The organism is Mycobacterium sp. RTGN5, from assembly GCF_033804465.1.
Lineage (GTDB): Bacteria > Actinomycetota > Actinomycetes > Mycobacteriales > Mycobacteriaceae > Mycobacterium.
Genome location: NZ_JAPZLA010000001.1, coordinates 583,244 through 595,248, shown reverse-complemented (window position 1 = coordinate 595,248; position 12,005 = coordinate 583,244). Strand labels below are relative to the sequence as shown.

Here is a 12,005-nt window from a genome sequence, read left to right as displayed (position 1 = left end):
GGGTTTCGGCGCAACGGGAATCAGCCCCTCAGAGCTCGGCGGCCAGCAGCTCGGCGATCTGAATGGTGTTGAGTGCGGCACCTTTTCGCAAGTTGTCTCCCGAGAGGAACAACGCAAGCCCGCGACCGTCCGGCACGCCGGGATCTTGGCGGATCCGCCCGACGAGGGTCTCGTCCACCCCGGCGGCGGCCAGCGGCGTTGGCACGTCAACCAGCTTCACCCCCGGCGCACCGGCAAGTAGCTCAGCGGCGCGCGCAGGCGAAATCGGTTGGGCGAATTCAGCATTGATCGACAGCGAGTGTCCGGTGAACACCGGTACCCGCACACAGGTCCCGGACACCGCCAAATCGGGGATGCCGAGGATCTTGCGGCTTTCGTTGCGCAGCTTCTGGTCTTCGTCGGTCTCCCCCGAGCCGTCGTCGACCAGTGAACCGGCCAGCGGAATGACGTTGAACGCAATGGGTGCAACGTATTTCGCCGGTGCGGGGAAGTTCAGTGCGGAGCCGTCGTGCACCAGCTCCTCGACGCAAGAGATCACCGCGCGCGCCTGGGTGGCCAGCTCGTCGACCCCGGCCAGGCCGCTGCCCGAAACCGCCTGATACGTCGAGGCGATCATCCGCACCAGCTGCGCCTCGTCGTGCAGCACCTTGAGCACCGGCATCGCGGCCATCGTGGTGCAGTTCGGGTTGGCGATAATGCCTTTAGGACGACTACGGCCGTCGCGCGCGAAGTTGACCTCTGACACCACCAGCGGAACCTCGGGGTCCTTGCGCCAGGCCGACGAGTTGTCGATGACAACCACACCGGCGGCGGCGAACCGCGGCGCCTGCACCCGCGACATCGTCGCGCCCGCCGAGAACAACGCGATGTCCAGGCCCGAGGGATCGGCCGTCGCGGCGTCCTCGACCTCGATCTCCTGCCCGCGGAACGGCAGCTTCTTGCCCGCCGAACGCGCCGAGGCGAAGAACCGCACGCTGGTGACCGGGAAGTCGCGCTCCTCCAGCAGGGTGCGCATGACCTGCCCGACCTGGCCGGTGGCTCCGACCACTCCGATGTTCACCATGGCTACCGCCCCGTTCCGGCGTAGACGACGGCCTCTTCCTCGCCGCCGAGGCCGAACGCCTCATGCAGCGCGGCGACCGCCTTGTCCAACTCAGTGTCCTTGACCAGCACCGAAATTCGGATCTCGGAGGTCGAGATCAGTTCGATGTTCACGCCGACGCGGGCCAACGTCTCGCAGAACGTCGCGGTCACGCCGGGGTGGCTACGCATGCCCGCGCCCACCAGCGACACCTTGCCGATGTGGTCGTCGTAGAGCACCTTGGTGAAGCCGATCTCGTCCTGCAGCGCGGCGAGCTTCTCGACCGCCGTGGGGCCGATGTCGCGCGGACAGGTGAAGGTGATGTCGGTCTTGCCGTCCTCGACCTTCGAGATGTTCTGCAGCACCATGTCGATGTTGATGTCGGCGTCGGCGACCGCGCGGAACACCCGTGCCGCGTAGCCGGGTACGTCGGGCAGACCGACAACGGTGACCTTGGCCTCGCTGCGGTCGTGGGCAACTCCGGTCAGGATGGCGTCTTCCATAGGGATGTCCTCGATAGATCCAGTGACGATCGTGCCGGGCTTGTCGGTGTACGAAGACCGGACGTGAATCGGAACGTTGTAGCGGCGGGCGTATTCCACACAGCGAAGCATGAGCACCTTGGCGCCGCAGGCCGCCATCTCGAGCATCTCCTCGAAGCTGACGGTGTCCAGGCGGTGCGCGTTGGGCACGATGCGGGGGTCGGCGGTGAAGATGCCGTCAACGTCGGTATAGATCTCGCAGACGTCGGCGTGCAGGGCGGCGGCCAGCGCGACGGCGGTGGTATCCGAGCCGCCGCGGCCCAGGGTGGTGACGTCCTTGGTGTCCTGGCTGACGCCCTGGAAGCCGGCGACCAGCACAATCTTGCCCTCGTCGAGCGCCGCGCGCAGCCGGGTGGGCGTGACGTCGATGATCTTGGCGTTGCCGTGGGTACCGGTGGTGACGACGCCGGCCTGCGAGCCGGTGAAGCTGCGGGCCTCGGCGCCCAGCGACTCGATGGCCATTGCGACCAGCGCGTTGGAGATCCGCTCGCCCGCGGTCAGCAGCATGTCCAGCTCACGGGCGGGCGGCGCCGGGCAGACCTGCTTGGCAAGATCCAGCAGCTCGTCGGTGGTGTCCCCCATCGCGGAGACCACGACGACCACGTCGTTGCCGGCCTTCTTGGTTTCGACGATGCGCTCGGCGACGCGCCGGATCCGGTCCGCGTCGGAGACCGAGGATCCGCCGTACTTCTGCACGACGAGCGCCACTGTCTGCCCTTTCGAAAGTGTGGGATATCGGCTCTAAGGATAAGGGGTCGAAGCACCTGCTTTTCCCGGCCCGATCGGCGGTAACGTCGCGCCCGTGACAGACCAGCCCGCCGATCGCCGCGCCCGGACCCGGGTGCCGATCCACCCGCCGATCGCCGCCAGGTGGAGTCCGCGCGCCTTCGACCCCGACGCGGTGGTCACCTCCGAGCAGCTGATCGCCCTACTCGAGGCGGCTCGCTGGGCGGCGACCTGGGGGCATCGGCAGCCGGTGCGGTTCGTCGTCGGGCTGCGGGACACCGAGACCTTCAGCACGGTGGCCGCCCTGTTGCGCCGCGGGAACAGCTACGCCCACGCCGCGGGCGCGCTGATCCTGGTATGCGCTGACCAGGGCGAAGACGATCGCACCGCCCTCTATTCGGCGGTGGACGCGGGTGCGGCGATCGCGAGCCTGTCTGTCGAGGCGGTGGCCCGGGGCCTGATCGTGCATCCGATGGCGGGCTTCGACGTCGACGGTGCCCGCGCGGCGTTCGACCTGCCCGACGGAGTACGCCCACTGGCAGTGGTAGCCGTCGGATCCCAGGGCGACTACGCGCGCCTAGCCCCGGAGATCGCCGAACGCGATAGCCGGCCGCGGGAGCGACTGCCGCTGGATCAGATCGTGCTCAACTGGTCAGCAGCATGGCCGTCGTCAGGAGCAGGTTTTGCGCAGATCCCCGAGCTTGGCGACGATCCTGTCGTTGAGTAGCGACATCTCGTAAACCTGCGGCGGGGCCGGCGCACCGGGGGCCCGGGCTTGGGTTTGGGCGCGCAGGGTCGGCAATCCGGAGACGAACTGGTTGGCCAGCTGAGCCACCTCGGTGGCCTGCGCCGCCAGCCCGGGATCGGTCACCTTCTGGGCCCGCTCGGCCAGCCCGTCCGCCCAATCCTTGTAGTTGGCATCCTCGGCAACCGTCGGAACACCTTCATTGCCTTTGGAGTCGATCTTGGCCGCTTGCGACCGGCTGAAGTCCAACAGGTCGATCACCGGCTTGCAGTTCTCGGGCGGCCCGTCGAAAAATTTCGACCACACGGCGACACCAATCGCAATGACCACCACGGTGATGGTGAGGACCCAGCGCGGTCGTCGGTGCATGGTCAGCCAGCGTAGCCGTGCGCGCCAACGTTTAACGCGGCGGCAACACCCAGCAGCTGTCCACGTAACAGAAACATCGTTCACTGCCGGTGAACGGCCCAACCGTCTAGGGCCGCCCACCCGCAGGAGATTAGATGGATACAGGGACCACAGCTTTCATGCTGTGTTGCATCATCGGACTGACGATGATGATCCCGGGCCTCGCGCTGTTCTACGGCGGCATGGTCTCGGTCAAGAGCTCGACCAACATGATGATGATGACGTTCGGCGCAGTTGCCATCGTCGGCGTGCTGTGGATCCTGTTCGGGTTCTCGATGACGTTCGGCACTTCCTACGGCGGGTTCGTGGGCAGTTTCACCGAATTCGCCGGGATGAAGAACCTGATGGAGTCGCAGACCACGATCTCGGGTCTACCGGTCAGTTTGTTCGCGTTGTTCCAGGCGCTGTTCGCCGCGATCACCGTGGCGCTGATTTCCGGCGCCGCGGCCGACCGGATGAAGTTCGCGGCCTGGATGGTGTTCGCCACCCTGTGGGCGGTTCTGGTCTACTTCCCCGTCGCGCACTGGGTGTTCGCCTTCAACGGCGTTGTCACCCCGGACTCGGTCGGTGGCTGGATTGCCAACAACCTCAAGGCAATTGACTTCGCTGGTGGTACCGCAGTGCACATCAACGCCGGTGCAGCCGCACTGGCGGTGGCCATCGTGCTCGGAAAGGGCGCCAGCTGGGGCAAGCTGCGCAAGCCGCACAACGTCCCACTGACCCTGCTCGGCGCAGGCCTGCTGTGGGCCGGCTGGTATGCGTTCAACGGCGGTTCGGCACTGGCCGCAGGCAATTCGGCAGCCATCGTCATGGTCACCACGTTCGTCGCCACCTGCGCTGCCACCCTGGCGTGGCTGGCAGTGGAGAAGATCAAGGACGGCCACGTCACCGGTGTCGGTGCGGCCGCAGGCGCCATCACGGGCCTGGTCGCGATCACCCCGGCCTGTGGTTCGGTGACGCCGGTCGGCGCCATCATCCTCGGCCTGGTCGCGGGCGCCATCTGCCCCTACGCCGTGGGACTCAAGTCGAAGTTCGGCTATGACGATTCGCTCGACGTCGTCGGTGTGCACCTCGTCGGTGGCGTCATCGGCACCCTGCTGATCGGCTTCCTCGCCAGCGACACCATGCCGAACAAGGTCAACGGCGTTTTCTACGGTGGCGGCTTTGACCAGCTGTGGCGACAGGCGGTCGCCGCGGGTGCGGTGATGGTCTATTCGTTCACGATTGCCTTCGCTATCGCCTGGGGCATCAAGAAGACGATGGGCATCCGGATCTCTCCCGAGGAAGAGGAGAAGGGTATCGACGCCCACGTGCACCGCGACTTGGCGTACGAGCTCGAGTTCGCCTGACGGGACCCGAGCCGGGCGTGGAACTCCTTCCCACGCCCGGCTCGACCCATCGTCTTCTCGTCGCCACCACGAAAGAGTCTGTTAGAGAACATGTCTGCCACCCTCGCCGAGCTGGCTGAGAAGTCCGCGACCAAATTCATTCTTGCGTTGTTCGTCGATCTGCGCGGAAAGCCCTGCGCCAAACTGGTTCCCGTCGAAGCCGTCGACCTGTTGGCCACGGAGGGAGTCGGCTTCGCCGGCTACGCTGTCGGGGCGATCGGTCAGGAGCCCAAAGACCCGGACCTGATGGCGATCCCCGACCCCGCGTCGTTCACCCCGGTCCCGTTCATCAAAGAGGGCCTGGCGATCGTGCACTGCGATCCGCATGTCGAGGGCCAGCCCTGGCCGTACGCGCCGCGGATCATCCTCAAGTCGCTGATCCAGCGGGCCGCCGACGCCGGCTTCGAACCCTGGGTGGGTGCCGAGGTCGAGTACTTCTTGCTGACTCGCGCCGCCGACGGCAGCCTGGCCACCGCCGACACCGCCGACACCGCCGCCCAGCCCTGTTACGACGCCCGCGGCGTCACCCGGATGTACGACCATCTCACCGCCATCTCGACGGCGATGAACGCCCTAGGCTGGTCCAACTACGCCAATGATCACGAGGACGGCAACGGTCAATTCGAGCAGAACTTTCAGTTCGCCGACGCGCTGACCACCGCCGACCGGGTGATCACCCTGCGCTATCTGCTGTCGATGATCGCCGCCGAACGCGGCATGGTCGCCACCTTCATGCCCAAGCCGTTCGCCGACCGCACCGGCAGCGGTCTGCACCTGCACCTGTCGCTGACCAGCGGCGGCACCCCGGTGTTCCCCGAGGACTCCGACGACCGTGGACTGGGCCTGTCGGCGTGCGCCTATGCGTTCATCGGCGGCATCCTCGACCATGCCTGCGCGCTTCAGGCAGTCGTGGGGCCAACCGTCAACTCCTACAAGCGAACCGGCGCTCTCACGACAGCATCGGGAGCGTCCTGGGCACCCAAGCTGCCGACCTACGGCGGCAACGATCGCACCCACTACATCCGCGTGCCGGACTCCCAGCGGGTCGAACTGCGTGGCGGCGACGGGTCGGCCAACCCCTACCTGGCCATCGCCGCGGCGCTCGGCGCGGGCATCGACGGCATCAAGCGCAGCCTCGACCCCGGCGCGATCGGCGGCACCGACGGCCGCACCGCCTTGCCGCCCACCCTGCTGCACGCCGTCGACGAGTTCGAGGGCGACGCGGTGATCACCGGTGTGCTCGACGCCGTCGGGGACGGGGTGGCCGCCTACTTCGCCGGGATCAAACGTGACGAATTCTTCGCCTACCACAGCACGGTCAGCCCGTGGGAGGTCGACCAGTACCTGACCGCTTTCTGACGGCGAGGAAGGAACACTATGTGCGGGATCGTGGGTCTGCACCTGCGCAACCCGGAGCTCTACCCCCGGCTCGGTGAACTTCTGACCGGAATGCTCTGCGAAATGTCCAACCGGGGAAGCGATTCCGCCGGCGTCGCCGTCTACGGCGATCCACACTGGTCACCGCCAGGGAAGGGCACCGTATCGGTGCTCGACGTCGACGACAGTCTCGAGCAGGTCGCGGCGGCCCTGCACGGCGCGTTCGGCGAGGTGTCGGCGCACCGCGTCGACGAGACGCTCCTGGTATCCGCCGATGTCGCGCCGGAGGCGCTGCACGCCGCGATCACGGCGCACTACCCGCACGCGTTGGTCGCCGGATTCGGCCGAAACGTGGCCGTGCTCAAGGGTGTCGGTCATCCGAAGGCGCTCACCGAGGCGTGGGGGCTGGTCCATGCCCAGGGCTGGCAGGGGGTGGGCCACACCAGGATGGCCACCGAGTCGGCGGTCATCCCGGCCGGCGCGCACCCGTACGCGGTGGGCCCGGATCAGTGCCTGGTGCACAACGGTTCGTTCGCCAACCACGCCACCATCCGCCGCGACCTTCGGGCCCAGGGTGTCGTATTCGACAGCGAGAACGACACTGAGGTCGGCGCGCGCTTCGTGGCCGACCAGCTGGCTCAGGGCCGCGACGTGGAATCGGCATTGAAGGAACTGTGCGCCACGTTCGACGGCTTCTACACGCTGCTGGTGTCCAACCACGACTCGTTCGCCGTCGTCCGCGACGCGATCGCCTGCAAGCCCGCGGTGATCGCCGAGACTGACGACTGGGTGGCGATGGGCAGCGAATACCGCGCGCTGGCAGGCCTTCCCGGTGTCGAGAAGGCGGTCATCTGGGAGCCCGAGCCCGAGGTGGTGTACGCGTGGACACGATGACGACCTTCGATCTGAGCACCACCCCGTTGCGGGACGTCAACGCCGCCCTGCACACCCCCGGCCTCTCCGGCGAGTTCCGGATCACCAATCCCGCCGGTGCCCATAACGTGGCGGTGGGCGTGGACGCCCCGGTACGCATCGGAATCGACGGGCACGTCGGCTATTACGCCGCCGGGATGAACAAGCAGGCCGAGGTCATCGTCGACGGCAACGCCGGCACCGGCGTGGGTGAAAACATGATGAGCGGCACCGTCTGGGTCAAGGGCAACGCCTCCCAGTCGGCCGGCGCCACCGCGCACGGCGGCCTGCTCGTCATCGAAGGCAACGCGGCAGCACGCTGCGGGATATCGATGAAGGGAGTCGACATCGTTGTGGGCGGCAGTGTTGGGCATATGAGCGCGTTCATGGCTCAGGCCGGTCGGCTGGTGATTCGCGGCGATGCCGGTGAGGCACTGGGTGATTCGATCTACGAGGCGCGGCTGTATGTGCGCGGTGAGGTGGCCTCACTCGGCGCCGACTGCATCGCCAAGGAGATGCGCGCCGAACACCACGAGGAGCTCGGCCGTCTGCTCAAGGCCGCCGGGTTCGACGACGACGACACCAGCACCTACACCCGCTACGGCTCCGCCCGCCAGCTGTACCACTTCCACGTCGACAACACCTCGGTTTACTGATGACTTACACCCAAGACGAGCGAGCCCGCCTCGGCCTGCGCGAATCAGCCACCTTCGACCGCGCCACCATCGCCGGTATCCAGCGTGCCGCCGAAACCGGCATCTATGACATCCGCGGCTGGGGCGCCAAACGCTTACTCCCCCATTTCGACGACCTGCTGTTCCTGGGCGCGTCGATGTCGCGCTACCCGCTCGAGGGTTATCGCGAGCGTTGCGGCACCGACGTCATCCTCGGCGACCGGCACGCCAAACATCCTCTGCATCTGGAGATCCCGGTCACCATTGCCGGCATGTCGTTCGGCGCGCTGTCCGGCCCGGCCAAGGAGGCGCTGGGCCGCGGCGCCAGCGAGGTCGGTACGTCGACCACCACCGGCGACGGGGGTATGACGCCGGAGGAACGCGGGCAGTCCAAATATCTTGTCTACCAATATCTTCCGTCGCGCTACGGAATGAATCCCGATGATCTGCGCAAGGCCGATGCCATCGAGGTCGTTCTCGGGCAGGGCGCCAAGCCCGGTGGCGGCGGAATGCTGCTGGGGCAGAAGATCTCCGAACGGGTAGCCGCGATGCGGACCCTCCCCGAAGGAATTGATCAACGGTCAGCATGCCGCCACCCCGACTGGACCGGCCCCGACGACCTGACCATCAAAATCAACGAGCTGCGTGAGCTCACCGACTGGGAAAAGCCGATCTACGTCAAAGTCGGTGCCACCCGCACCTACTACGACGTGAAGCTGGCGGTGGCCGCCGGTGCCGACGTTGTCGTCGTCGACGGGATGCAGGGCGGTACCGCCGCCACCCAGGACGTCTTCATCGAACACGTCGGCATCCCGACGCTGGCCGCGGTTCCCCAAGCGGTGCAGGCACTCTCCGAGCTGGGGGTGCATAGAAAAGTTCAACTGATCGTGTCCGGTGGTATTCGCACCGGGGCGGACGTCGCCAAGGCCATGGCGCTGGGCGCCGACGCCGTGGCGATCGGCACCGCCGCGCTGATCGCCCTGGGCGACAACAATCCCAAGTATGCCGCCGAGTACGAAAAGCTGGGCAGCGCAGCCGGTTTCTACGACGACTTCCAGGACGGCCGCGACCCGGCCGGTATCAGTACCCAAGACCCGGAGCTGGCGGCCCGGCTCGATCCGGTGGACGCCGGCCGGCGGCTGGCCAACTATCTGCGCGTGCTCACCATGGAGGCCCAGACCATCGCGCGGGCCTGCGGCAAGGCTCATCTGTTGCACCTTGAGCCCGAGGACCTCGTCGCGGTGACGATCGAGGCGGCAGCGATGGCCCGGGTTCCGTTGGCCGGCACCTCCTGGATTCCCGGGGCGGGTCTGTGACCGAGACGGCCGATGTCGTCATCGTCGGCGGTGGGATCGAGGGATGCGCTGCCGCTTGGGCATTGAGCCAACGCGGCGTCACCAATGTGGTTGTCGTCGAACGCAATACTGTGGGATCCGGAATGACCGGCAAGTCCAGCGGCATTGTGCGGTGTCACTACGGGGTGAGCTCACTGGCCGCGATGGCCACCGTCGGCCTCGAGGTGTTCGAGAAGGCCGAGGAGATCTTCGGCGACGATATCGGTTTCCGACAGACCGGATACGTTGTCGGCGTCGGTGAACCCAATGTCGACTCGTTGCGTAAAAGCATGGCCGCGCAGCGTGCCGTCGGCGTGCAGACCGAGGAGATCGACGCCGACGAGGTGGCCCAGCTGTGGCCATTCGCCGACCTGTCGCCGTTCGCCGCGTTCGGCTGGGAGTCTCGCGGTGGCTATGGGGACGCCTACCAAACCGCCCAGGCGTTCGCCGTTGCCGCCCGTGCGGCCGGTGTGCGAATCTGCCAGGGCGCCACGGTAACCGGCCTATATTCCGACGGTGACGCCGTCACCGGGGTGCGGCTGGCCGACGGAACCCGGATCAGCGCGGGCTGCGTCGTCGTCGCAACCGGGGTGTGGACCCGGCCCTTCCTGGCGTCCTACGGAATCGACGTGCCGATTCGGGTGGTCCGTGAGCAGATCGTCATGATCTCCCCCGGCGTCGAGCTGGGACCGGTGCCGGTGTTCTCCGATCTGGTGTCGCTGCAATATGTTCGGCCCGAGGTCGGCGGTGATGTGCTGTTCGGCAACAGCGATCTATCCGATGTCGCGACCGCCGATCCCGATGACTATCTGAACCGCGCCACCGAGGACTTCATCGACCTCACCGTCGAGAAGGTGGGCACCCGCTTCCCCGGCTTCACCGGCGCTGCGATCACCACCAGCTACGCCGGCTGCTACGACGTCACACCGGACTGGAATCCGGTGATCTCGGCTAGCGGGCGCGACGGCCTGTTCATCGCCGCCGGCTTCAGCGGTCACGGGTTCAAAATCGCGCCGGCCGTCGGTCGGCTGGTCGCTGACCTGGTCGTCGACGGCCGCAGCAACGATCCGCGGATACCGGAGTCCGACTTCCGGTTGTCTCGCTTCGCTGCCGGTCAGCTGTTGAAGAGCCCGTATCCCTATGTCGGCGCCGGGCAGATGCGATAGAGACGGGCTTGTGACCGATCTGCTGCGCAACCAGTCGGGTACTGCCCGCGATCGCGAACCGCACGAGCCGGTCGCCGAGCTGGAATTCGAGGCCGCGATCGCGCACAACGTGCGTCAGCTGCGTCAGCAACTGGGTTTGTCGGTGGCCGACATGGCGCTCCGGGTCGGCATCTCCAAGGCGATGATGAGCAAGATCGAGAACGCCCAGACCTCGCCGAGTCTGTCCACACTGGCTTTGTTGGCCAAGGGTTTCGACGTCCCGGTCACCACGCTGTTCCGCGGTGCCGACGTCGAGCGTCCCGCGGCGTTCGTGAAGTCCGGCACCGGTGCGCGGATCGTGCGGACCGGCACCCGGGAGGGCCACGAGTACGAACTGTTGGGCTCGCTGCGCGGCGAGCACAAACGGCTGGAATGCCTGCTGGTCACACTGTCGGAGAAGAGCAAGACCTATCCGCTGTTCCAGCATCCCGGCACCGAATTCATCTACGTGCTCGAAGGCGTTATGGACTACGCCCACAGCCGCTCGGTGTACCGGCTGCATCCTGGCGATTCGCTGCAGATCGACGGCGAGGGCGCACACGGTCCCGCGGACCTGATCCAAGTGCCGATCAGGTTTCTGTCGGTTATCGCGTTCCCGGATTCCCAGATCTAGCGGCACGCGCCGCCTGTCCCTTGCCCGGCGACGATGTCTGCCCCGCGCTGGCATCCGCCTTGCGCGGCGCATGGGGTCGCTTGGCAGTTCGTGCAGTCCGTTGAGCAGTGGTGTCCGACTGCGCCTTACGGCTCTGACCAAGCGCAGGCGCCGGCGATGACTGTGCGGCCGCTGCCGGCTCAACCGGGTCGTCGGTCACCCGTGTTGCCTTGGCGGACGGCAGAGGTGGCGACGGCGTCGTGATCTGTAGCGCCATTGCGATCGCCGACCGCAACCCCAGTAGATAGCCGAGGGGGCCGGGGTTCAGCAGCCCGAACGCCAGTTGGAAAAGCGGGGTGGAGCAGCAGTTGAACGCAGTGTTGAGTAACACGGCCGGTGCGTCGATAACCGCCTGCAGCACGGTCTGCGGAGTGGACGGGTACTTGGCCGTGTCGGCGACCAACTGAATGAGCATGACGCCGGGGGCGATAAACGGGCCGACAAAGCTGAGCGGCGCCAGAATCGCGAGAGTGGCCAGAGTGGTACCGACGGTGACAATGTGATCACCGATCGTCGTCACGACCTTTGCGGGGCTGCCACCGTCCTGCCCGGCCATCCACCGCCCATAGGTGGTGAAGTTCGACGCGATCTGCGACAGGATCGGCGTGCCGGCGGAGCCGGCGAGCAAGGCGTTCAGGTTGGCCAGATCCTCGGTGACATTCGCCTGCAGGTCCTGCCACGCGCCGGTGAGGGCGACGGACGCGGTGTGCGTCGACGTCGGCGGATCGGTGGGTAACGGCGCCAGGACGATGGCGGCGGCAGCCGTCACCGAAACCCCGGTCGCGAGCATGGAGCGAACGCTCAGTTGCACGAATAACCCCCGATCACGGCTTACGATGTGGCCAATTTACCTTGGCAGCGAACGCTAGGGTGCGGAACGAACGCGCTCAGCGGGTGCTGCATACACAAAGTCATCGATTGCACTTTGGCCAGCTGGCAGGGCGGGAGTACAGTACTCAAC

Annotated in this window: 12 protein-coding genes; 8 read left to right on the top strand and 4 right to left on the bottom strand. The window is 66.6% G+C overall.

Translation table 11 applies throughout. The annotated features are described in order from the left end of the window. Window positions 1-28: 28 nt before the first annotated feature. Window positions 29-1,063 carry an aspartate-semialdehyde dehydrogenase gene (locus tag SLQ31_RS02785; protein ID WP_319429457.1) on the bottom strand — a complete coding sequence of 345 codons (1,035 nt, stop codon included), beginning with the start codon at window positions 1,061-1,063 and terminating at the stop codon, window positions 29-31. 2 nt (window positions 1,064-1,065) lie between these two features. Next, complete coding sequence (locus SLQ31_RS02780; protein ID WP_319429455.1) at window positions 1,066-2,331, bottom strand: aspartate kinase; 1,266 nt, start codon at window positions 2,329-2,331, stop codon at window positions 1,066-1,068. Between the two features lie 94 nt (window positions 2,332-2,425). On the opposite strand from SLQ31_RS02780, the gene SLQ31_RS02775 reads away from it, so the two are divergent. Then, complete coding sequence (locus tag SLQ31_RS02775; protein WP_319429453.1) at window positions 2,426-3,076, top strand: nitroreductase family protein; 651 nt, start codon at window positions 2,426-2,428, stop codon at window positions 3,074-3,076. On the opposite strand, the gene SLQ31_RS02770 is transcribed toward SLQ31_RS02775, so the two are convergent. Next, window positions 3,020-3,463 (bottom strand): hypothetical protein, encoded by a 444-nt coding sequence (locus SLQ31_RS02770; protein ID WP_319429451.1) that lies wholly within the window; start codon window positions 3,461-3,463, stop codon window positions 3,020-3,022. The two genes, SLQ31_RS02775 and SLQ31_RS02770, sit on opposite strands and share 57 nt — an antisense overlap. Window positions 3,464-3,597: 134 nt before the next feature. Here SLQ31_RS02770 and SLQ31_RS02765 point away from each other — a divergent pair, with 134 nt between their 5' ends. The 7 genes from SLQ31_RS02765 (at window position 3,598) to SLQ31_RS02735 (ending at window position 11,005) form a co-directional block, all read left to right on the top strand. Then, complete coding sequence (locus tag SLQ31_RS02765) at window positions 3,598-4,851, top strand: ammonium transporter (RefSeq protein ID WP_319429449.1); 1,254 nt, start codon at window positions 3,598-3,600, stop codon at window positions 4,849-4,851. A gap of 90 nt (window positions 4,852-4,941) precedes the next feature. Further along, window positions 4,942-6,249 (top strand): type III glutamate--ammonia ligase, encoded by a 1,308-nt coding sequence (glnT, locus tag SLQ31_RS02760; RefSeq protein WP_319429447.1) that lies wholly within the window; start codon window positions 4,942-4,944, stop codon window positions 6,247-6,249. Window positions 6,250-6,267: 18 nt separating this feature from the next. Next, window positions 6,268-7,161 carry a glutamine amidotransferase gene (locus tag SLQ31_RS02755; protein ID WP_319429446.1) on the top strand — a complete coding sequence of 298 codons (894 nt, stop codon included), beginning with the start codon at window positions 6,268-6,270 and terminating at the stop codon, window positions 7,159-7,161. After that, on the top strand, window positions 7,158-7,835 hold the full coding sequence (locus SLQ31_RS02750) for a protein glxC (protein WP_319432784.1): 678 nt from the start codon (window positions 7,158-7,160) through the stop codon (window positions 7,833-7,835). Before SLQ31_RS02755 ends, SLQ31_RS02750 begins: the two co-directional genes overlap by 4 nt. Then, window positions 7,835-9,169, top strand: coding sequence for an FMN-binding glutamate synthase family protein (locus SLQ31_RS02745; protein WP_319429445.1), 1,335 nt, complete (start codon window positions 7,835-7,837; stop codon window positions 9,167-9,169). The genes SLQ31_RS02750 and SLQ31_RS02745 overlap by 1 nt, the downstream gene beginning before the upstream one ends. After that, window positions 9,166-10,353 (top strand): FAD-binding oxidoreductase, encoded by a 1,188-nt coding sequence (locus tag SLQ31_RS02740; RefSeq protein WP_319429443.1) that lies wholly within the window; start codon window positions 9,166-9,168, stop codon window positions 10,351-10,353. The genes SLQ31_RS02745 and SLQ31_RS02740 overlap by 4 nt, the downstream gene beginning before the upstream one ends. Next, window positions 10,328-11,005: a helix-turn-helix domain-containing protein gene (locus SLQ31_RS02735; protein WP_413641498.1), complete on the top strand. Its 678-nt coding sequence runs from the start codon at window positions 10,328-10,330 to the stop codon at window positions 11,003-11,005. The genes SLQ31_RS02740 and SLQ31_RS02735 overlap by 26 nt, the downstream gene beginning before the upstream one ends. Here SLQ31_RS02735 and SLQ31_RS02730 read toward each other — a convergent pair. Continuing rightward, the gene (locus SLQ31_RS02730) at window positions 10,977-11,834 is read right to left on the bottom strand and encodes a hypothetical protein (protein ID WP_319429439.1); all 858 of its coding nucleotides are present in this window, start codon (window positions 11,832-11,834) and stop codon (window positions 10,977-10,979) included. The genes SLQ31_RS02735 and SLQ31_RS02730 overlap by 29 nt on opposite strands. Between the last annotated feature and the right edge of the window lie 171 nt (window positions 11,835-12,005).